Annotated in this window: 20 protein-coding genes; 9 read left to right on the top strand and 11 right to left on the bottom strand. The window is 70.6% G+C overall.

From position 1 onward, the window contains the following. Positions 1-11 precede the first annotated feature (11 nt). Both ACOBQB_RS08160 and ACOBQB_RS08155 read left to right on the top strand, forming a co-directional pair. On the top strand, positions 12-2,072 hold the full coding sequence (locus ACOBQB_RS08160; protein WP_423589971.1) for an APC family permease: 2,061 nt from the start codon (positions 12-14) through the stop codon (positions 2,070-2,072). A gap of 110 nt (positions 2,073-2,182) precedes the next feature. Continuing rightward, complete coding sequence (locus ACOBQB_RS08155; protein ID WP_423589969.1) at positions 2,183-3,526, top strand: class I SAM-dependent RNA methyltransferase; 1,344 nt, start codon at positions 2,183-2,185, stop codon at positions 3,524-3,526. 800 nt (positions 3,527-4,326) lie between these two features. Here ACOBQB_RS08155 and ACOBQB_RS08150 read toward each other — a convergent pair. Beyond that, positions 4,327-5,016, bottom strand: coding sequence for a TauD/TfdA family dioxygenase (locus ACOBQB_RS08150; protein ID WP_423589967.1), 690 nt, complete (start codon positions 5,014-5,016; stop codon positions 4,327-4,329). Between the two features lie 406 nt (positions 5,017-5,422). On the opposite strand from ACOBQB_RS08150, the gene ACOBQB_RS08145 reads away from it, so the two are divergent. The 3 genes from ACOBQB_RS08145 to ACOBQB_RS08135 are packed head-to-tail and all read left to right on the top strand — an operon-like array spanning position 5,423 to position 7,667. Then, on the top strand, positions 5,423-6,268 hold the full coding sequence (locus tag ACOBQB_RS08145; RefSeq protein ID WP_423589965.1) for a sensor histidine kinase: 846 nt from the start codon (positions 5,423-5,425) through the stop codon (positions 6,266-6,268). After that, positions 6,259-6,912, top strand: coding sequence for a response regulator (locus ACOBQB_RS08140; protein ID WP_423589963.1), 654 nt, complete (start codon positions 6,259-6,261; stop codon positions 6,910-6,912). Before ACOBQB_RS08145 ends, ACOBQB_RS08140 begins: the two co-directional genes overlap by 10 nt. Before the next feature lie 5 nt (positions 6,913-6,917). After that, the gene (locus ACOBQB_RS08135) at positions 6,918-7,667 is read left to right on the top strand and encodes a DUF4097 family beta strand repeat-containing protein (RefSeq protein ID WP_423589961.1); all 750 of its coding nucleotides are present in this window, start codon (positions 6,918-6,920) and stop codon (positions 7,665-7,667) included. Between the two features lie 251 nt (positions 7,668-7,918). On the opposite strand, the gene ACOBQB_RS08130 is transcribed toward ACOBQB_RS08135, so the two are convergent. The 10 genes from ACOBQB_RS08130 to ACOBQB_RS08085 form a co-directional block, all read right to left on the bottom strand. Next, positions 7,919-8,878, bottom strand: coding sequence for an amidohydrolase family protein (locus tag ACOBQB_RS08130; RefSeq protein WP_423589959.1), 960 nt, complete (start codon positions 8,876-8,878; stop codon positions 7,919-7,921). Between the two features lie 98 nt (positions 8,879-8,976). Next, the gene (locus ACOBQB_RS08125) at positions 8,977-9,300 is read right to left on the bottom strand and encodes a hypothetical protein (protein ID WP_423589957.1); all 324 of its coding nucleotides are present in this window, start codon (positions 9,298-9,300) and stop codon (positions 8,977-8,979) included. Continuing rightward, positions 9,237-10,259 carry an MFS transporter gene (locus ACOBQB_RS08120; protein WP_423589955.1) on the bottom strand — a complete coding sequence of 341 codons (1,023 nt, stop codon included), beginning with the start codon at positions 10,257-10,259 and terminating at the stop codon, positions 9,237-9,239. Before ACOBQB_RS08120 ends, ACOBQB_RS08125 begins: the two co-directional genes overlap by 64 nt. Before the next feature lie 148 nt (positions 10,260-10,407). Beyond that, positions 10,408-11,208, bottom strand: coding sequence for an IclR family transcriptional regulator (locus ACOBQB_RS08115; RefSeq protein WP_423589953.1), 801 nt, complete (start codon positions 11,206-11,208; stop codon positions 10,408-10,410). Between the two features lie 83 nt (positions 11,209-11,291). After that, entirely contained in the window at positions 11,292-12,113 is an 822-nt protein-coding gene (locus ACOBQB_RS08110; protein ID WP_423589951.1) for a 3-keto-5-aminohexanoate cleavage protein, read from the bottom strand. Between the two features lies 1 nt (position 12,114). Then, complete coding sequence (locus tag ACOBQB_RS08105) at positions 12,115-12,471, bottom strand: cupin domain-containing protein (RefSeq protein WP_423589949.1); 357 nt, start codon at positions 12,469-12,471, stop codon at positions 12,115-12,117. Continuing rightward, positions 12,468-13,304 (bottom strand): cyclase family protein, encoded by an 837-nt coding sequence (locus ACOBQB_RS08100; RefSeq protein ID WP_423589948.1) that lies wholly within the window; start codon positions 13,302-13,304, stop codon positions 12,468-12,470. The genes ACOBQB_RS08105 and ACOBQB_RS08100 overlap by 4 nt, the downstream gene beginning before the upstream one ends. Positions 13,305-13,379: 75 nt before the next feature. Further along, positions 13,380-14,858 (bottom strand): sulfatase-like hydrolase/transferase, encoded by a 1,479-nt coding sequence (locus tag ACOBQB_RS08095; protein ID WP_423590479.1) that lies wholly within the window; start codon positions 14,856-14,858, stop codon positions 13,380-13,382. A 157-nt stretch (positions 14,859-15,015) separates the two neighbouring features. Continuing rightward, a complete protein-coding gene (locus ACOBQB_RS08090; protein WP_423589946.1) occupies positions 15,016-15,906 on the bottom strand; it encodes a 3-hydroxyacyl-CoA dehydrogenase family protein in 891 nt (296 codons plus the stop codon). Next, complete coding sequence (locus tag ACOBQB_RS08085) at positions 15,900-16,700, bottom strand: SDR family NAD(P)-dependent oxidoreductase (protein ID WP_423589944.1); 801 nt, start codon at positions 16,698-16,700, stop codon at positions 15,900-15,902. The genes ACOBQB_RS08090 and ACOBQB_RS08085 overlap by 7 nt, the downstream gene beginning before the upstream one ends. 594 nt (positions 16,701-17,294) lie before the next feature. Between ACOBQB_RS08085 and ACOBQB_RS08080 the strand changes: the two genes are divergently transcribed. From ACOBQB_RS08080 to ACOBQB_RS08065, 4 genes are all read left to right on the top strand, one after another. Continuing rightward, positions 17,295-18,065 carry an IclR family transcriptional regulator gene (locus ACOBQB_RS08080; RefSeq protein WP_423589943.1) on the top strand — a complete coding sequence of 257 codons (771 nt, stop codon included), beginning with the start codon at positions 17,295-17,297 and terminating at the stop codon, positions 18,063-18,065. A gap of 329 nt (positions 18,066-18,394) precedes the next feature. Continuing rightward, positions 18,395-19,744: an MFS transporter gene (locus ACOBQB_RS08075; RefSeq protein WP_423589941.1), complete on the top strand. Its 1,350-nt coding sequence runs from the start codon at positions 18,395-18,397 to the stop codon at positions 19,742-19,744. Between the two features lie 26 nt (positions 19,745-19,770). Further along, the gene (locus ACOBQB_RS08070) at positions 19,771-20,835 is read left to right on the top strand and encodes a Rieske 2Fe-2S domain-containing protein (protein ID WP_423589940.1); all 1,065 of its coding nucleotides are present in this window, start codon (positions 19,771-19,773) and stop codon (positions 20,833-20,835) included. Beyond that, positions 20,832-21,065: a hypothetical protein gene (locus ACOBQB_RS08065; protein ID WP_423589939.1), complete on the top strand. Its 234-nt coding sequence runs from the start codon at positions 20,832-20,834 to the stop codon at positions 21,063-21,065. Before ACOBQB_RS08070 ends, ACOBQB_RS08065 begins: the two co-directional genes overlap by 4 nt. Positions 21,066-21,094: the final 29 nt, after the last annotated feature.

The following is a 21,094-nucleotide window of genomic DNA, read 5'->3' as shown; positions in this document are numbered from 1 at the left end:
CGATCCTCTGCGTGTCCAAACTGACCGACGTGCCCAAACGGATCCTCATCGGGCGCGCACTGCGCAGTGACCGGCTCGGAGAAACGCTCCTGCCGAAGCGCATCGCACTCCCCGTCTTCGCGTCCGACCCGCTCTCCTCCGTGGCGTACGCGCCCGGAGAGGTCCTTCTTGTCCTCTCCATCGCGGGCGTGTCGGCGTACCACTTCAGCCCGTGGATCGCGGTGGCGGTCGTGGTGCTGATGTTCACCGTGGTCGCCTCGTACAGACAGAACGTGCACGCGTACCCGAGCGGTGGTGGCGACTACGAGGTCGCCACCACCAACCTCGGCCCCAAGGCGGGACTCACCGTCGCGAGCGCCCTGCTCGTCGACTACGTCCTGACCGTGGCCGTGTCGATCTCCTCGGGCATCGAGAACCTCGGCTCCGCGGTCCCCTTCGTGGTCGAGCACAAGGTCCTCTGCGCGGTCGCCGTCATCGTCCTGCTCACGCTGATGAACCTGCGCGGCGTGAAGGAGTCCGGGAAGCTCTTCGCCATCCCGACGTACGTCTTCGTGGCCGGCGTCTTCCTGATGATCGCGTGGGGCGCCTTCCGGGGCATCGTCCTGGACGACACCATGAAGGCACCCACCGCCGACTACGAGATCAAGCCCGAGCACCAGGGCCTCGCGGGCTTCGCACTGGTGTTCCTGCTCCTGAGGGCGTTCTCCTCCGGTTGTGCCGCGCTCACCGGCGTCGAGGCGATCAGCAACGGCGTCCCGGCCTTCCGCAAGCCGAAGTCCAAGAACGCCGCGACGACGCTCGCCCTCATGGGCGGCCTGGCCGTCACCATGTTCTGCGGCATCATCGCGCTCGCCATGGTGACCAAGGTCCGCATGGCGGAGTACCCGGGCAAGGACCTCTTCCACAACGGCGTCCCGGTCGGCTCGGACTACGTCCAGAACCCGGTGATCTCGCAGGTCGCCGAGGCCGTCTTCGGTCACGGCAGCCTGCTGTTCATGATCCTGGCAGCCGCCACCGCGCTCGTCCTCTTCCTCGCGGCCAACACCGCGTACAACGGCTTCCCGCTGCTCGGCTCGATCCTGGCGCAGGACCGCTACCTGCCGCGCCAGCTGCACACCCGCGGCGACCGCCTCGCGTTCTCCAACGGCATCGTGCTCCTAGCGGGCGCCGCGGCCCTGCTGGTCTTCATCTACGGCGCCGACTCCACCCGCCTGATCCAGCTCTACATCGTCGGCGTCTTCGTCTCCTTCACGCTCAGCCAGATCGGTATGGTCCGGCACTGGAACCGCCACCTGGCCGCGGAGAAGGACCAGAACAAGCGCCGCCGCATGATCCGCTCCCGCGCGATCAACACCTTCGGCGCGTTCTTCACGGGCCTGGTCCTGGTCGTCGTACTCGTCACCAAGTTCACGCACGGCGCCTGGGTCGCCCTGCTCGGCATGGTGATCTTCTACGCGACGATGACGGCGATCCGCCGCCACTACGACCGCGTGGCCGAGGAGATCGCCGCCCCGGACACCCCGTCCGACGACAGCGTGCGCCCCTCCCGCGTCCACTCGATCGTCCTCGTCTCCAAGATCCACCGGCCGACGCTGCGCGCCCTGTCGTACGCGAAGCTGATGCGTTCGCACACCCTTGAGGCGCTCAGCATCAACGTCGACCCGGCGGAGACCAAGGCCCTCAAGGACGAGTGGGAGCGACGCGGCATCACCGTGCCGCTGAAGGTCCTCGACTCGCCCTACCGCGAGATCACCCGGCCGATCATCGAGTACGTGAAGAACCTGCGCCGGGAGAGCCCGCGCGACGTGGTCAGCGTGATCATCCCCGAGTACGTGGTGGGCCACTGGTACGAGCACCTGCTGCACAACCAGAGCGCCCTGCGCCTCAAGGGCCGGCTGCTCTTCACGCCGGGCGTGATGGTGACGTCCGTCCCCTACCAGCTGGACTCCTCCGAGGCCGCGAAGCGGCGGGCCCGCAAGCGCCAGGAGTGGAACGCGCCGGGTGCGGTGCGGCGCGGCCCGGTGGAGAAGCCGAGGCGCACGCGGGAGAAGGAGCCGAGCAAGAAGGCGTGACACCTCACGCGTTCCCGTGCCGCTTGTGGTGAACGGCCGGACGACACCCACGTAGACTGGTGGGCTGTTGTCCGGCCGTTCCCCTTTTTACGTTGTGGAGTCACCCCGCCATGCAGGCAGAACCGAAGAATCCGCAGGCGGGGAACTCCCTGGTCGGCCAGGAGTACGAGGTCGAGATCGGCCCCGTCGCGCACGGCGGCCACTGCATCGCCCGCACGGCGGAGGGCCAGGTGCTCTTCGTGCGCCACACGCTGCCCGGCGAGAAGGTCATCGCACGGGTGACCGAGGGCGAGGAGGGCGCGCGCTTCCTGCGCGCGGACGCGGTGGAGATCCTCGACCCCTCCAAGGACCGCGTCGAGGCCCCCTGCCCCTACGCCGGCCCCGGCCGCTGCGGCGGCTGCGACTGGCAGCACGCGAAGCCGGGCGCGCAGCGCCGCCTCAAGGGCGAGGTCATCGCCGAACAGCTCAAGCGCCTCGCGGGCCTCACCCCCGAGGAGGCCGGCTGGGACGGCACGGTCATGCCGGCGGAGGGCGACAAGCTGCCGCCGGGCGAGGTCCCGTCCTGGCGTACGCGCGTGCAGTACGCGGTGGACGCGGACGGCAACGCCGGGCTGCGCCGCCACCGCTCGCACGAGGTCGAGCCGATCGAGCACTGCATGATCGCGGCCGACGGCGTATCCGAACTCGGCATCGAACAGCGTGACTGGTCCGGCATGGCGTCGATCGAGGCGATCGCGGCGACGGGGAGCCAGGACCGCCAGGTGATCCTCACCCCGAAGCCGGGCGCGCGCCTGCCGATCGTGGAGCTGGACAAGCCGGTGTCGGTGATGCGGGTGGAGGAGAAGGACGGCGGCGTCCACCGCGTCCACGGCCGCCCCTTCGTCCGCGAGCGCGCCGACGGCCGCACGTACCGGGTCGGCAGCGGCGGCTTCTGGCAGGTCCACCCGAAGGCCGCGGAGACGCTGATGCTCGCCGTGATGCAGGGCCTGCTGCCCCGCAAGGGCGACACGGCGCTGGACCTCTACTGCGGGGTCGGCCTCTTCGCGGGCGCGCTCGCGGACCGGGTGGGCGACCAGGGAGCGGTCCTCGGCATCGAGTCGGGCAAACGCGCGGTGGAGGACGCCCGCCACAACCTGGCGGCGTTCGACCGCGTCCGCATCGAACAGGGCAAGGTCGAATCGGTCCTCCCGCGCACGGGCATCACGGAAGCCGACCTGATCGTCCTGGACCCCCCGCGCGCAGGCGCGGGCAAGCAGACGGTCCGCCACCTGACGGGTCTGGGCGCGCGCCGCATCGCGTACGTGGCGTGCGATCCGGCGGCGCTGGCTCGGGATCTGGGGTATTTCCGGGAGGGCGGGTACAGGGTGCGGTCGTTGCGGGCGTTCGATCTTTTTCCGATGACGCATCATGTGGAGTGCGTGGCGATTCTGGAGCCTGCTGGCAAGAGCGCCTGACCTGCGGTTTATGACCAGGGCAGAGCGTTCGACCTGTTTCCCTCCGTGCAGCGGTTCGAGCGGACGGATCCATCTGTATGAGCTCCATGACCTGCGAATTCGTGAGCGAGGCGCTTGCATCCGCGACGCCCGCAGAGGCCCTTTCGGAGATTCTGACGCTCGAAGCAGAAGTCTCCGCCGCACCTTCGACAGTGGCGATGCGGGCGACCACCTCGGCCCCACGTTCCCTGAAGTCGAGACCGCGGTCCGATGGGCTGGGGCGGACGCAGTAACTCCTCGACCGCGTCCGCCGCCTGCCCCGGCACAAGATCACGCTCGAACACCACGACCGCCCCAGGGCCCACCACCGCCTGGAGACCCGGCGACTGAAGACCGCCGCCTTCTCCCGCCTCGATGCGCGCCAGACCCTGCAGTTGTGTGCTGAAGGCACTTCGGAGGCGGTACGCGTCGGCCGAAAGCCGTTGAGCCGAGAGGTGGACGGGTGGCGGTGCCATGGGACTGGTACTAAACGATCGTGGGGAATGGCGAACTGCTGGCCAACCCAATCCAGGACGGTCGCGATGGAGCCGGAGACGCTCTGGACGGTCCGCGTGGGGATCGTGCCCATTCCGACGGCGCCCGCCGTTCCGGTGACACCCGGAGAAGCCGGCTCGGGTGTCGGCCGCAGGTCGACGCAGCTGCACGGGACGGGCTGGCACCCGTTGATCAGGACACGGGTGTCACTGGACGAGAGCGGTGCCCCGTCGAGCGCCCCAGGCGGCATGCCCACTCCATGATGGGCAGAGCCGCATCGACCCGGGTCAGTCGAGGACGCTGCCGTTGCCGAGGCGGCTGCCGCGGGTGCGGCGGTTGTCGAGGAGGACGAATGTGCGGTGCAGCCAGCGGTCTTGGCCGTCATAGCGCGGAACGAAGGCCGAACGCCCGTGGATCGAGACGCGGTTGTCCACGAAGACCATTTCGCCGGAGCGTAGTGGGACCGACATCGAGGCTTCGACGTACGCGTCCCGCAGCCGCTCCAGGGCTGCCGCGGCCTCCGCGTCGACGGCGGCGGTGGCGTTGCAGTCCACCTTGACGTTGGGGTCTTCCGGGTCCCCCGTCAGCACCGCGTGGGCGACGGCCGCGGCCCCCGACCGGAAGGACGGTGGCGGCACGGTGGTGAAGCGCTCCTGGTGCGGTACCTCCCGGGTCGCGGGAGCCAGCAGACGCAGCGCGCGTATGGTCGACGAGACGAGAGTGCCGGCCGCGTTGACCGGGTCTCCGCGGAGGCACAACAGGCCCACGAAGTCCGGGCGGTGCGGGTGGAACGCGTTCTCCACGTGCAGCTCCAGCGGTGTGGGGTCGGCGTTGGTCTGCGACGTCTCGCGGCCCGGGACCGGCACGACGTTCTGGACGAGGGCGCCCGAATTCTCGTCGCGGTAGGCGGCGATCTCGCCGAGCTCTGTCGCGACCAGGACGGCGACGGCGGCCGGGACCGTGGCCTCCCGCTCCACCGACTCCGGGACCGTCGGTGTGGGGGCAGCGCCTCGGGGCCCACCGGCAGGTTGCGCAGCACGGGGGTGCCGTCTTGGCCGGGGTCGTGCCGGTAAGCCCGTACGACCTGGCGCACTCTCGGCGGCAGATGGGCGGAGAGTGCGCGTGCCGCGGCCACCCACTTGGCGTCGTGGACGCTGCACCTGCTCGGCTCCGCCGAGCGTCAACGCTGGGCGGCGATGCCCGGATTGCACATACCGGCGCAGCCGCGTCCCGCACTGTCCGGGCCGCTGCTCGGGGCGGCGGCGGCGTTCGCCAGGAGCCGGCCGAGTTGGCAACTGGTGGCCTACTTCGGGGTGCTGGCCCCTTGGTCGCTGGTGCCCCTGTTCGGCAGCGTGCTGGTGTGGGGCAATCCCGCTCGCCCTCGTGCTGCTGCCCGCCTACTGCGCCCAACTGCCTCGCGGCAGCGCCTCCTTGGGCCTCATCGTGGTCAGTGGCCGCGGGACCGCGCTGCTGGTCTCCGCTCTCACGCTGTTGCTGTGGGCCACTCTCGCCCCGCTGGTGGTACGCGGCCTGCTCACCGCCGATGTACTGCTCGCCCGAGCCCTGCTGGCGCCGGCCCGCGACGTCACACTGGCGCAGCGGGTGGAGTACCTGACGGAGAGCCGGGCCCGGGTGGTCGACGCCGCCGAGGCCGAACGGCGGCGCATCGAACGCGACCTGCACGACGGTGCCCAACAGCGCCTGGTCGCCATGACGATGACGCTCGGCCGGGCCCGCTCCCGGCTGAAGGGCTCCGGCCAGGACGCGGCGCTGGAATTGGTGGACGAGGCACGGGCCAGCGCCCAGGAGGCCATCAACGAACTGCGCGACCTCACCCGCGGACTGCACCCGCCCGTCCTCACCGACCGGGGTCTGGACGCCGCCCTGTCCGCCGTGGCCGCCCGGCTGCCGATCCCGGTCGAGGTGGACGTGGACGTGGCACCCCGGCCGTCGACGACCGTGGAGGGCATCGCCTACTTCGTCGTCACCGAAGCCCTCACCAACGTGGCCAAGCACGCGCGGTCAAAGAAGGCCTGGGTGAGCATCCGGCGCACCGCGGACCGGCTGGCCGTCACGATCGGCGACGATGGCGTCGGCGGGGCGAAGGTCTCACCGGGCGGCGGACTCGCGGGCCTTGCCGACCGGGTGTGCGGCGTCGACGGCCGGTTGCGCGTCACCAGCCCGCCCGGCGGACCGACCCTGATCGAAGTGGAAATGCAATGCGTGTAGTGATAGCCGAGGACTCCGCCCTGCTGCGGCAAGGCATCGTCCTGCTCCTGCGGGAAGCCGGCATCGACGTCGTCGACGTCGTCGACGCCGTCGGGGACGGGGAGGCGCTGCTGCGCTCCGTCGCCGAGCACCGGCCCGACGTCTGCGTCATCGACGTACGGATGCCGCCGACCTTCGTCGACGAGGGCCTGCGCGCCGCCCTCGTCATCCGCAACCGCTGGCCGGAGACCGGGGTGCTCGTGCTGTCCCAATACGTCGAGCAGAGCTACGCCGTCGACCTCATCGAGAGCGCCACCAGCGGCGTCGGCTATCTGCTGAAGGACCGGGTCTTTGACGCGGACGAGTTCGTCGACGGCCTGCAGCGCGTCCGAGCCGGGGAGACCGTCCTCGACCCGGAGGTGGTCAAGCAGATGCTCGCCCGCAGCCGCCGTCAGGACCCCATGGCCACGCTCTCGCCCCGTGAGCGGGACGTGCTGGCCGCGATGGCGGAGGGCCGGTCCAACACCGACATCGCCAAGCAGCTGTTCATCGGTTCCGCCGCCGTCGAGAAACACATCCGCAGCATCTTCGTGAAGTTCGGGCTGCACCCGGAAGACGGCGAACACCGCCGTGTACTCGCCGTTATACGTTACTTGGGAGCATGAAAGACATGGCAACGCGTAAGAACCGCTGGATCCTGGCCGTCGGCCTGACCGTCCTCGTCGTGATCGCCGGCACCGGGGCCTGGCTGGTCACCAAGGCCCTGCCCGCCCACGAGAAGTACTCCTCCACCCACACCGCGAACGCCGCCTCCGGCACCCTGCTGCGCGTCGACACCCGCGGCGGCGTCACCCTGCACGCCGGCCGTGGCTCCAGAATCCACGTCACGGCCACCGGTGACTACGCGGACACCCCGCCGAAGGTGTCCGTGAAGTCCTCGGACAAGACGACCACCGTCACCGGCTCCTGCGGCGACGACTGCTCCCTGAACCTGGACATCACCCTGCCCGCCGCCCTCGCCGTCGAGGTCAGTTCGGGCCCGGGGCAGATCACCGGGAGCGACCTCACCGGACGCCTGGCCCTGACCACCGATGCCGGTGCCATCGATCTCACCGGCCCGCGGGGCCCGCTCGTGCTGCACACCTCCAGCGGCCAGATCGGCGTGAAGGACGCGAGGCCCACCGCCTTCGAGGCCAGGACGGAACAGGGCGAGGTCCGCGCCACCTTCGCGACCGCCCCCACCACCACCGACGTCACCACCGACCGGGGTAGCGTCGACCTGGCCCTGCCGCCCCACGCCGGCTACTACATCCAGGCACAGAGCAAGACCGGGACGCCGCACATCACCCTGCCGTGGAAGCGCGACGGCAAGCACACGGTGACCGTGCACACGAACGAGGGCGGCGTGGAGATCCACTGACCGCCTCAGTTCCGGGGCCCGCCGGAATGCGACCGGCCGCGAGAAGCGGGAGAGTGGTGACCAGGTGTGCCGGTGAGCCGAGTGAAGGCAGGTGGATCGTGGTGAAGAGTGAGAAGTTCTGGGGCCGGCCGCCCTCCCCGAGCTCGGAGTGAGGCTGCCACGACGGCACTCCCGGAATCAGGCCCCGGGCATGGTGACCGGCTGGGAGCTCCATCCGCTTGTCCCTCTGGCGGACGGTTGCCTCGGAGCCATCAGAGGTGGAGCAGGCGCTCGGCGTTGAGGTGGCAGATCTTGGCGCGGTCGGGTTCGCTGATCGGGGCGGTCTCGATGAAGTGGACGGCTTCGTGGTTGCTTTCCAGGGGGTAGTCGGTGGAGAACATGATGCGGTCGGCACCGAGCGCGAGCAGGCTGCCGAGCAGCGGGGCGTGTGCGCAGACCCCGCTGGTGGTGATCATGATGTTGTCGCGGATGTAGTCCGAGGGACGTGGCCTGGCCAGGCGGATGCCGCGCTGGTTGAGGAAGTCCCAGCGGCTGTCCAGGCGCCACAGGTGGCCGGGGAGTCCTTCGCCCATGTGGCCGAGGACGAGGGTGGCGCCGGGGAAGCGGTCGAAGACACCTCCGAAGACGATCCGCAGGGCGTGGGTCGCGGTCTCCACGCCCCAGCTCCACATCGGCCCGATCAGTTCCTCGTGGCCGCGCAGGTTGTGCCACACGTCGTAGGAGCTGGCCGGGTGCAGGTAGATCGGTACGCCGAGGGCCTCGGCGCGCTCCCACACAGGCCGGAACCGGTCCGCGTCCAGGTATTCGCCCTGCGTGTGGCCGTTGATCAGGGCACCCCGCAGGTCGAGTTGGGTGACGGCGCGCTCCAGCTCGGCCGCGGCGCCGTCCGGATCCTGCAGGGCCAGCGCGGCGAAGCCGGAGAAGCGGGTGGGGTGCTTACGGGCGATCTCGGCCAGGAAGTCGTTGGCCTCAGCCGCTCGTCTGACCGCCACGGCGGTGTCGGTCTCCCCCTGGACGCCCGGCGCGGTCAGGGACAGCACCTCCATGTCGATGCCGAGTTCGTCCATCTGAGGCAGGCGTACGTCGGTGAAGTCCAGCAGTCGCCGCATGGAGGCGTCCCACTGGGGCGGGTCGAACAGGACGGCGGCGGGAAGGCTGTAGTGGGCCAGGGCGGCGGTGGTGAAGTGCTCTTCGATCGCGATCTTCTTCATGGCGGGGGTCCTCCGGAGTGAGGGGTGCGGTTGCGAGTGGAGGCGGGACCGGCGGGAACGGGCCGGAGCGAGGTGAAGACGGCGGTGGAGCCGGTAGGTCAGCCGACTGCGGCGCCGTCGGCCGTGCCGATGGGAGGGGTCGTCCGCGCGGGGTGGCCTGACCGAGCGGGCGGTACGGCGATCGCTGCCGTGGCGCCGACGGCGGCGGTGGCGGCGAAGAAGTGGAAATTCCATTCCAGGCCAAGGCCGGAGTCGAGGATGCGCCCACCGAGCGACGGTCCGGCGATGGCGCCGAGCCGTCCGACGGACAACGACCACCCGACGGCCGGGACGCGCAGGTCCGCCGGCATACAGCCGATCAGGTAGGCGTTGACGAACGCCTGGCAGGCCAGCAGCCCGAAGAGCCGCACAGGAGCAGGCACAGGTACAGGACCCAGCCGGCCGGGCCCCGGCTGATCACCAGCAGACCGGCGGCACCGACAAGGAAGGCGCCGGCCACCACGCGCTTGGGGCCGAGCCGGTCGGCGAGTACCCCTCCGGGCACCATGCCGACGCCCGCGCCGATCCACGACAGGCACGTCATGGTCAGTGCCGAGCCGATGGAGAAGCCGCCGGTCTGCATGAGCGTCGGCAGCCATGTGCTGAAGCCGAAGATCAGCAGCAGCCCGCAGAAGGTCATCACCCAGAACAGCAGCGTGGTGACGACCAGCGGGCGGTGGAGCAGCGGGCCGAGCCCGAGGCACCGGTGCCTGTGCTGCGATGTGGCGGGCGGGTGCGGGGCCGGCAGGCCGAATCGGGCGGCGGTCCGGGCGGCTTGGTCGGCGCGGCCGGTGAGCACCAGGTACAGGGGGCTCTCGGGCAGGCGGAGGAAGGCCCATGGCACCACGGTGAGCAAAGCGGCCGCGCCGACGAGGTACAGCACCCGGAAGGAGACGTCCGGCAGCAGCCACGAGCCGAGAAGCGGTGCTCCGAGGGAGCCGACGCAGGAGCCGGCCATCGTGATGGCGATGTTGCGGGCGCGTACGCGCGGTGCGGACATGTCACCCACAACGGCGGTGAGCGTGGGCAGTACCACGCCCAGACCGATCCCGGCGAAGAGGCGGGACGCGGCAAATGCGTCCGGCCCCTTGGCCAGGGCGGAGCCGAGCATGCACAGGGAGAAGAACGACAGGCCGCTCAGGAGTAGTCGGCGGGTGCCCAGGCGCCGTCCTGCGGCCCCGGCGATGCCTGCGCCGATCAGCATGCCGACTGCGACGAGCGATCCGATGTCGCCTGCTGCTTTCTTGGACAGGTTCCAGCCGGGCTCGTGCAGCAGGGCCGGCACAGTGGCTCCGTACACGGACAGGTCGTAGCCCTCGAACATCGCGATCAGGGCGGCCATGAGGATGAACAGGCGTACGTCTGCGGAACGTTGTGGGTCAGGGCACCTTGGAGACGGTTTCGCTTTCATGACGTCGATTCCTCGGGTCTCGGGACAGGTGCAGGAGGCGGACGCGGGAAGCACGTGCCCGGAGCCGAGCGACGCGTCGTCACGGGGTCGGCTTCATGGCGCCGAAGTCCGTTTCGATGCGCTCCTTGGTCTGCAACAGGGCCTCGATGATCGCCTGTTCGCGCCCCGCGAAGCGTTGCGTCGGGGTGGGCACACTGATGGCTGCGGTGCCCCAGGCCGCGGTGCGGATGGCGACGCCGGCCGCGGATATGCCGAGGGTGTGCTCTTCGCGGTCGAAGGCGACGCCGGTGCGGCGGATCTCGTCGAGCTCGCGGCGCAGCTCGGGGCGGGTGGTCAGGGTGTGCGGGGTTTCGGCGGTGAGCCGGTTCGGTACGGCGCGCTCCAGGGCGGCCGCCGGCAGGGCGGCGAGCAGCGCCTTGCCAGGGGCGCAGCAGTGCAGGGGGAAACCGGCGCCGACCGCGCTCACTGCGCGCAGCCGGCGGTCGGCGACGACCTGGTCGACGAAGACGACCTGGTGGTCTTCCATGACCGACAGGTCGATGGTTTCCTCTAGTTGGCGGGACAGATCCTCGAGATAGGGGCGCAGGTCGACGATCATCGCCGATCGCACGGAGGCGGCCATGCGGGGGATCTCCGGGCCCAGCCGGTACCGCCCGCGGGTGCCGGCCACGGTCACAAGACCCTCCGCCTCCAAGGCGCCGAGGATGCGGTGGACCGTGGACTTGGCGAGGCCGATTCGTTCGACCACCTCGGCCTGGGTGAGGCCGGACGGGGCTGCCTGGAGCAGGCGCAGCACCTCGGCCGCGCGTGCGATGACCTGGATGCCGCTCGCACTGCCGCGCCCCGGCCTGACTCCGGATTGCTCGTCAACCGCCGTCATAGCGTGTCTTCCCTTCTCACGTCCTGTCCCCGGACAGCCTGCCGTACGGGTGCGGACCGGGTGGCACGGCGTTCGTTCCTCCTTTACGTCTTGCGGTCCGGCAGGCCGAGGAGCCGTTCGGTCTCCTCGACCCCGGCGATGGGCAGGTCCAGGCCGCGGGCCAGGCCGACCGCCCGGTCGACGAGGGGCCGATTGCCGGGGGCGAGCTCGTTCTTGCGCAGGTGCAGGGTGTCCTCCAGACCTGCGCGGGCGTTGCCGCCGAGCGTCAGGCCCATGGCGGTGAGGGGCAGGTTGTGCCGTCCGATCGCGATGACCTGCCAGATCGCGCCCGGTGGCAGTCGGCGGACCATGGTGAGGAGGTTGTCCGCGGTGGCGGCCATGCCGCCGCGGACGCCGAGGACGAGGGAGAACTGCAGCGGCTCGGCGAGCAGCCCCTCCTTCCACATGCGCAGGCACGCATCCAGATGGCCCGTGTCGTAGATCTCCAGCTCCGGTTTGATGCCGAGCTCGCGCATGCGGGCCGCGAGACGGCGTACCTTGTCCGGCGGATTGCGGAATTCGCCGTCGCCGAAGCTCATCGAGCAGGGGTTGAGGGTGGCCATGCGAGGCCGTAGCTCCACCAGCCGCTCCCGCTCCTCGAAGGGCACGCTGAGTCCCACTCCGGTGGAGAGCTGGATCAGGATCGGGCAGCGTGCCCTGATCAGGTCCATGGTCCGGCGCGCGATGTCCAGGTCGGCGGTCGGCCGCTGGTGCTCGTCGCGCAGATGGATGTGGGCGACCGACGCGCCGGCCTGGTAGGTGTCGGCGACGGCCTCGGCGATCTCCTCCGGGGAGGTCGGCAGGCGGGGGTTGTCGGCCTTGGTGGCGATCGGCCCGGTGGGCGCGACGGTGATGACGACGCCCATGTCAGTCCTCCCCGGGCGGCAGGGCGATGGTGACGAGCAGGGTGGCGGTTCGCTTGGAGCGGTTCTCCACCGAGCGGGCCTGTCCCTTGGTCAGGTGTACGGAGTCGTAGGGCCGCAGCGTCTCCTCATGGTCGTCGGCGATGACCACGACCTCGCCGTCGAGGACGACGTACACGGTCTCCTCCACCGTGGGCGCCGCGTCCGCCGCTCCGCCGGGCAGGTAGTACGACAGTCCGGTCCAGAAGCGTGCGGTCGGCCCGGCTTCGTGGCCCTGCAGCCGCACCGCGCCGACGCCGTGGTGCGACGGCGGCTGGTACGGCGGGGCCTGGTCGAGCCGGGTGACGCGCATCGGACTCATCCGCGCTCACCCTTCTCGATCCGGTATGCGCCGGTGGGGTCGACGATGGCGACCAGGCGCACGATGCAGCCGTCACCTCCGATCCAGCGCCAGGGGAACGCGGCGAAGGTGACGCGCTTGCCGGTGACCTTGTCCAGGTCACCGCCGACGTTCTCGAAGCCGATGATCCCCTTGGACAGGATGGCTCGGTGGCACGGCTCCCACTCGGGGAAGTCGTCGAGGACCTTGCGGCCGGTCTCGGCCTCGTACTCCTCGCAGGCCCACGGCAGCAGACCGTTCGGGGAACCGGGGCCGTGCGGGCCGATGGCGGTGGCCAGCGGGTGGTCCAGCGCCTGGGTGTCGGTTCCAACCGCCTTGACGCCCTTGGCGGCGAACCACTCTCCGGCCTCCTTGTAGAAGCCGGGCGAGTAGGCGTAGTAGTCGCTGTTGTCGCCGTAGGTGTGGTGCCAGCCGGTGTTGACGATGACGATGTCGCCGGGGCGGATCTCGGGGGTGGCCGCCTCCAGGTCGGCGGCGGTGACGACCTCCCACTTCTTTTTGGGGATCGAGACGACCACGCCGGTGCCGAAGAAGGAGCTGAGCGGTATCTCGTCGAGCAGCGGGGTGTTCTCCACGACGTGGCCGGGGGCGTCGATGTGGGTGCCCGAGTGCATGACCGTGGTGACCTTCTGGGTGAGCACGCGGGACTTGGACATGCTGTGCAGGCGCTCGATCTTCACGTCCTCGAAGTAGGGCCAGCACGGCGTTCCATGCCCCCACGGGTGGGAGAGGTCGTAGAACTCCAGGCCCTGCTCGTTGGGGCCGAGAGGCCAGGTGAAGGGGGTGTTGGACATGGTGTTCCGCCTTTCGTTCTTCATCGGTGTCCGGACGGGTGCCGTCCGGCGCGTGGCGTCCTGGCGCATCGGGCGTCAGTCGGGGTAGGGCAGCAGGGTCGCAGCGGTCTTCTCCCAGGCCGCCTTGAGTTCCTTGAGCAGGTGGGGCTTGTCACCGGCGCGGTCGGCCTGCTCCCTGGCGTCCTCGGCCAGGTCGTACAGGTGGTCGGTGCCGGAGGAGTCCTGGTGGTACTTCCAGTCGCCGCGTCGCAGCGCCCGGTTGGCCCGGACTCGCCAGAACAGGTCGCGCTCGGGCAGGTTCTCGCCGCGCAGGAGGTAGCCCGCCAGGCTCGTACCATCGAGCGGATAGTCGCGATCCGGCCGGCCGCCGGCCACCTCCAGGAGCGTGGCGGTCCAGTCGATGGTGTGGTTCGGCTCGTGGCTCACCTGGTGGGCGCCGATCCGCGCGGGCCAGCGGAGGATCGTGGGGACCCGGATGCCGCCTTCCCGCAGGTCTCCCTTGCCCCCGGTGAGCGGCCAGCTGTAGGAGAAGCGCTCTCCGCCGTTGTCGCTGGCGAACAGCACCAGCGTGTCCTCCTCCTGGCCGGATCTGCGGAGCGCGTCCAGCACTTGGCCGAGGGCGTTGTCCAGGCTCTCCACCATCGCGGCGTACTTCTCCACCGAGCCGCCGTCGAAGTGCATCAGGGCCCGGAGCGCTTCGGCACCGCCCCCTGCCTCCTCGATCTTGGCTGCGATCTCCGCCCCGGTCTCCGCGTCGTCCTCGGTCAGCCACGGCCAGTGCGGGGTGGTGAAGTTGAGGTTGAGCAGCCACGGCGTGTTGTGGCTGCGGCCGACGTACTCCATGGCCCGCTCGGTGAGGACGGTGGTGTAGTAGCGCAGGTCCTGGTAGGTCGCGTCGCCCTCGTACAGGTCGTACTCACCCAGCGGGCCGAGCTTGGAGAAGTACTCGAGTCCGCCACCGCCGTTGCCGAAGAACTCGTCCCAGCCGGACTTGGTGGGGCTGTAGTCGGGCAGAAAGCCGCAATGCCACTTGCCGATGAGCGTGGTGGAGTAGCCGACGGCCTTCAGCAGGGATGCCAGCGTGGGATGGGTGGGATCCAGTCCGTGGGAATGGTTGGCGATCGGCTCGGCCAGCCCGCCGTGGGTACGGCCCGGGTAGCGCCCGGTGTAGAGGCCGAACCGGGTCGGGGAGCAGGAAGAGGAGGCGGAGTAGCCGTGGGTGAAGCGCACGCCCTGGCGGGCGAGCCGGTCCAGGGCCGGGGTCTTGATGTGAGGTGCGCCGTAGCAGGACAGGTCGGCCCAGCCCAGATCGTCAGCGAGGATCACCAAAAGGTTGGGGCGCCGCTTGCTCTTACGATCGGTCCGGGCGTGGAACGACTGCTCCTCCCGCAGGGCACTGCCGCTATCGGATGCGGCAGAGGCGGAGGCCGGGGTGGCCGGTCCGGTGACGGCGGCAAGTGCACTTCCGCCGAGCAGCCCGCCCAGGGTGCGGCGGGACATGCCGTCGGCGGCGGTGTCGGACGGGTTGGGGCTGTCGGTCATGGGCTTCCGCATCTCGATGGTGGTTGACATGAGCGCAGGAGGACACCGCGGCGGGCGCACGGTGAAACCGCTCGGGTGGAGAAACGAGGAGGGGCGACTCTGCATGGAGCTCCGGGCCGCGATGAGCTCAAGCGGGTCGGCGATTACCCAGGGGGTGGGAGGGGGCAGGTCACGCCCCGGGCGGACCGTTGTCCGCCGTGGCCGCGAGCTGTCGGGCGATGTGCCGGGCCAGGCGTGCGCGTGCCCGTTCGCGGCTGCCCTCGGGCCAGGTGAGGAAGCCGCGGCTGCTCTTGGCACCCAGGTCGCCCGCCGCCACCAGCTCACTCAGCAGCGGAGAAGGGCTCGGCGAGCGGTTCAGGTCGGGCAGGACGGCCTCGTGGATGGCGAGGGTGAGGTCGAGCCCGACGTAGTCGGCGTTCTCCAAGGGGCCCATGGCGGCCAGACGCAGGCCGATGGTGTTGCGTACCACCGTCTCGACTGTCTCCGCGGTGCACACTCCGTCCGCGACGAGCGCGATCGCCTCGCGCCACAGGGCGTGCTGGAGACGGTTGCCGACGAATCCGGGTACATCGCGTTCGACCCGTACGGGCAGCTTGCCCAGACCGGCGAGCAGGGCGGTGGTGCGTTCCATGGTCTCGTCGTTGGTGTGCTTCCCTCGGACCACTTCGACCACGGGGATCAGGTCGGGCGGGTTCCACCAGTGGGTGCCGACCACTCGCTCGGGGCGGGTGGTGCGTTCGGCGATGCTGCTGATCGGCAGCACGGAGGTGTTGCTGGCCAGCAGTGCGTCGGGCAACAGGTGGTCGAGCCGGGCGAACAGCTCCTGCTTGGCCTCCAGGTTCTCGGCGACGGCCTCGACGACAAGGCCGGCTCCCGTGACGGTTTCGGCGAGGTCCGTGCTGCCGTCGACGGCCCAGGCGACGTCCCGCAGGCTGTCCACCGCCCCGCGCAGGGCGTCGGTGTCGACGTCATGCAGGCGTACCGGATGGCCCGCGCCCGCGAACACCTCGGCGATGCCTCGGCCCATCAGGCCCGCGCCGACGACGGCGATGGTCAGCATGCGGTGTACCCCCCGTCGAGGTACAGAACCTGTCCGGTGACGAACGAGGAGGCGTCGCTCAGCAGGTAGATCAACGCCCCGGCGAAGTCCTCCGGTTCGGCCAGCCGGCCGAGCGGGATGCGGGCGAGCATGGCCTCGCGGGTCGCGGTGCCCTTCTCGTCCTCCTCGTACATCCAGGCAGTCAGCTCCGAGCGGAACACGGTGGGAGCCAGCACGTTCACCCGGACTCCGGCACCACCCCACTCGGCGGCGAGACTGCGGCCGAGCAGGTCGACCGCGGCCTTGGACGGACAGTACGCGGAGTACCCGGCGGGGTGCCCCAGCCGGCCGCGGGTGGAGGACACGAGTACGACGCTGCCCCCGCCGTCGCGGCCGAGCATGTGCCGCCCCACCGCCTGGCACATCAGCCAGGAACCACGGACGTTCGCCGATTGCACGGCGTCGAAGTCCTCGACCCTCATCTCGGTGATCGGCGCGACGTGGTTCGTGCCGGAGGCGACGAGCAGACCGTGCACATCACCGTACGTCTTCACGGCGGCGGAGATGATCGCCTCGGCGTCGTCCGGGGTGTCCGGCCTGCGCCGGACGGTCTCGACCGGTCCGGGCCCGTCCAGTTCCGCGGCCAGCGTGTCGAGCTTGTCGGCGTTGCCAGCGGCGAGGGTGAGTCGAGCTCCCAGGGCGTTCAGGGCGCGTGCCGCCGCACTGCCGAGGGCGCCGGTGGCGCCGGTGATGACGATCGAACGCCCATCAATGGTGAAGCGGGAGAGAGGGGAAACAGCAGGAGCGAGAGCCACGAGAACCTCCAGGGTTCCGTGATGCGAATCAATCGTGCCGGGATGCGGTTCAACGTAGAGGCGGCTCGACGCATGGTCAATGGGCCGTACGCAACTTGCTGTTCACCTGCTCCGAGACTCTTGGCCCCGTACGGACATGCCGACGCCGAGGGGCGTGGCAGGCCCGTGGGAACGAAAGGTGCGTCTGAGGACCACCGGTTTGACTGCCCGTCACTCACCGCTGCCGCGCCACCACGGCGCCGTCGCCCCTCCCGGAGCGGGGGCCGCGTACCCGCCGACCCGTGCGGTGGACGTCCCGCCGGCGGGGTCGGTGCGGGCCCCTCCAGGCCGGGCTCCGCGCCGCCTGCGCTCTGTGGCGAGGCCGCGACAGGGGAGTTTCGGCGTCTCGACGTGGCCGCGTCCTTCTTGCACACTGGCCGCCACGGCGTCGGACGAGTCGCCCGAGGGTCGTCAGGACGCCGCGGGCGGCCGCGTGACGGCCGACCGGAACGCACAGTCGGGAATCGGTGAGGCGCCTTGGAAGACCCGCTCGTACGTCAGCCGCAGCATGCCGATGAGGAGCCTTCACCGGCGGCGGACGAAGGAGGCGCCCCGATGACCCGCCCCCGCAGCTCCGAGTCGGGCACCGGGCCCGTGCTGGGCCGTGCGCTGCGGATTCTCGGGGCGTTCAGTGCGAGCTGCCCGCAGATGACGTTGAGCGAGCTGTCCCGGCGGTCCGGGCTGCCGGTGTCGACCGTGCACCGGATGCTGGGCGAGCTCATGGCCTGGGGAGCGCTGGAGCGCGGAACCAACGGCTGCTACCGCGTCGGTCTGCGGCTGTGGGAGGTCGGTTCGCTGGCGCCGCGCGGGCAGGGGCTGCGGGAGCGGGCGTTGCCGTTCCTGGAGGACCTGTCCCAGATCACCCGGGAGAACGTGCAGCTCGCGGTGCGCGAGGGTACGGAGGTCGTCTTCGTGGAGCGCATCGCGGGGTCCGGCGCGGTGCCCGTGCTGACACGCGTGGGCGGGCGTTTCGCTCTCACGGCGACCGGGGTGGGGCTGGTGCTGCTCGCGCACGCCCCCGCCGAGGTGCAGGAGCAGGTGCTCGCCGGCCCCTTCGAGCGCTTCACGCCCTGCACGGTCAGCGATCCGCGCGAGCTGCGGTGCATGCTGGCCGAGGCGCGGACCAATGGCTACGCGGTCAGCGACCGCCAGGTCACGATGGACGCCCTGTCGGTCGCCGCTCCGGTGCACGGCAGCGGCGGTGCGGTGATCGCCGCGGTCTCGCTGGTGGTACGCCATGGCAGCGCCTCCGCGCACGCGCTGGCCCGGCTGGTCTGTACGAGCGCCCGGGCGATCTCCCGCGCCATGATCACGCCGCGGGTCTGAACCCCGCCGTCCTGCGTCTGAGCTTCCCTACGCGCCCGTGCCGTGTCGCGAGCCGAGCCCCCCGGGGGAGCCCCCTGCGGCCAGGTCCTGAGGTCCGTCCGCCACGGCAGCGCGGACGGCATTTCGCAGACGTTTCCCGGCATCCGGAAAGACCTCTGGTGACCCGCGGGCGCCGACCCCACGATGGTCCGCACCGGTCGACGCCCGGGACCCGATCCGCCGGTGCGGCAACCGCCTGGCGGGGGGCGGAGTCGACGACCACCACGCGGTCGACAACGGAGTGCTGCCATGGTCCTGCCACCCTCTTCTCCCCGTCCCGGAACCGTCCGGTGACCGGCCCCTCTCTGCGCGCCGCCCTCGACGAGGGGCCGATGAGCCGCTTCCAGTGGGGCGTGATCGCGGTGTGCGTCGTGCTCAACATGCTCGACGGCTTCGACGTCCTCGTCATGGCCTTCACCGGCAAAGCCGTGTCGGCGGACTGGGAGCTCAGCTCCTCCGAGCTGGGGCTGCTGCTCAGCGCGGGCCTGGTCGGCATGGCCCTGGGCGCGATGTTCGTCGCCCCCTGGGGCGACCGGGTCGGCCGCCGCCCGGTCATCCTCGGCTGCCTGTCCGTGGCCGCCCTCGGAATGCTGCTCTCCTCGGTCAGCCAGTTGCCCGTCCAGCTCGGAGCGCTGCGCGTGCTCACAGGAGTCGGCATCGGCGGCGTCCTGGCCTGCAGCAACGTCATCGCCGGCGAGTACGCCTCCCGCCGCTGGCGCGGCCTGGCCGTCAGCCTGAACTCCGCCGGTTACGCGGTCGGCGCCACCATCGGCGGACTGCTCGCCGTCTCCATGATCGGCCAGTTCGGCTGGCGTTCGGTCTTCCTGACCGGCGGCCTGGCCAGCGCTGTCGCCGTCCCGCTGGCCTACTTCTGCCTGCCCGACTCCGTGGACTTCCTGGCCTCCCGCAGGCCCCAGCGCGCCCTGGAGAGGATCAACACCCTGACCCGGCGCATGGGGCAACCGCCGCTGGAGACCCTGCCCGAGCCCACCACCGTGCCGACCGGAATCGGGGCCGGTTTCCGGGAGTTGCTCTCGCCGGCGCTGCGCCGCTCGACGCTGCTGCTGTGGTCGGCCTTCTTCCTCGTCATGGCCGGCTTCTACTTCATCACCAGCTGGACGCCGACCCTGCTGGTCGAGGCGGGACTGTCCGGCAGCCAGGGCCTGACCGGCGGGACGCTGCTCAACGTCGGCGGCATCTTCGGCTCGGCCGCCCTCGGGGCGCTCGCCGCCCGCTTCGCGCTCCGCTCCGTCCTCATGGCCTATTTGATCGCCACCGCCGTACTGTTGTCGGCCTTCATCGCCGCCACCTCCTGGCTGGGCGTCGCCTTCACCCTCGGCGCGATGATCGGCCTGTTCGCCAACGGCTCCGTGGCAGGCCTGTACGCCCTGACCCCGGCCACGTACGGCACGGGGGTGCGGGCGACCGGGCTCGGCAGCGCCCTCGCGATCGGCCGCATCGGCGCGATCGTGGCCCCGACGGTCGCCGGCAGCCTCCTCGACAGCGGCTGGACACCGCAGAACCTCTACCTGGCGGTCAGCGTGATCTACGTCGCCACCGCGGCGCTCCTCCTGCTGCTGCGCCCCGCCACGGGAGACGACACGAAGCCTGCCGCCGCGGCCCCGGCCGCCGCCCACTGAACCCCACGACTCAGAAGGAAACGAAAATGACCGCTTTCGTACGCGATCAGTGGTACGTCGCCGCCTACGGCCGTGAGGTCGGCCGCGAACTTCTCGGACGAACCCTGCTCGGTGAGCCGATCCTGCTGTACCGCACCGAGGACGGCCGTGCGGTGGCCATGTCGGAGCGCTGTGTGCACCGGCGCTTCCCGCTCTCCCAGGCGCCGAGCCGGCTGGACGGCGACCGGGTGGTGTGCGGGTACCACGGTTTCACCTACGGCACCGACGGCGGCTGCGTCTTCGTACCCGGCCAGCAGCGCATCCCGCGCACCGCCCGGCTGAAGACCTACCCGGTCGTCGAGCAGGACTCCTTCGTGTGGGTCTGGATCGGCGACCGTGAGCCGGGGGGCCTGCTGCCGCCTCGCGCCCCCTGGATGGACTCGCCCGATTACACCGTCGTGTCCGGCGTGGAGCCGATCGACGCCGACTACGGTCTGCTCGTCGACAACCTCATGGACCTGTCCCACGAGACGTACCTGCACGGCGGCTACATCGGTACGCCGGAGGTCGCCGAGACACCCATCACCACGGAGGTCGACGACACGGCCGGCATCGTCCACGTCAGCCGTCACATGGACGACGCCGAGTGCCCTCCGTTCTACGCGAAGTCGACGGGCATCGAGGGCCGGATCACCCGCTGGCAGGACATCGAGTACCACGCACCCTGTCTCTACCTGCTCCACTCGCGCATCGCCCCCGTCGGTGCGCCGGGTCCGAATCCGGACGGCAGCGACCCGCACGCCTTCCACGTCGAAGTCGTCTACGGCATCACCCCGTCGACGGAGAAGACGGTGTACGACTTCTGGGCCGTGGCCCGCGACTTCGCCCTCGACGACCAGGACGTCACCGAGTTCCTGCACACCAACAACCACACGGTGGTCATGCAGGACGTCGTGGCCCTCAACGTGCTCCAGAAGTCCCTGGGCACCGAGCAGGCCGGTTACCAGGAGTTGAGCATCAACATCGACACGGGCGGACTCGCCGCCCGCCGCATCCTCGCGCGCCTGGCGCAGGAGGGGGCCGCGACGCAGGCTCGGGCGGTGGCCCGATGACCCCGCTCCACCCACCCGTCCTCTCCGGCGAGAACGTCCACCGCATCCACTGGGTGCTCGGTACCGACCGGCTCCTGGCCGTCTGCCACTGCGGTGCGCGGCGGGAGTTCGAGGACCCGGTGGAGCTGTGGGACTGGCTCCTGGGCCACCCCGAGGACCACCGCCCCGGCCCTGCGCCGGAGTCCTCTCCCGCATCCACCGCCCAGCCTCGGCCCGCGGCCTCCGCCTGAAGCCGCCCCCCCGGTCCCGCCCCCGGTCC

This window comes from Streptomyces sp. G5(2025) (assembly GCF_049542075.1).
Taxonomy (GTDB): Bacteria; Actinomycetota; Actinomycetes; order Streptomycetales; family Streptomycetaceae; genus Streptomyces.
This window is presented reverse-complemented; position numbering and strand designations above follow the sequence as displayed.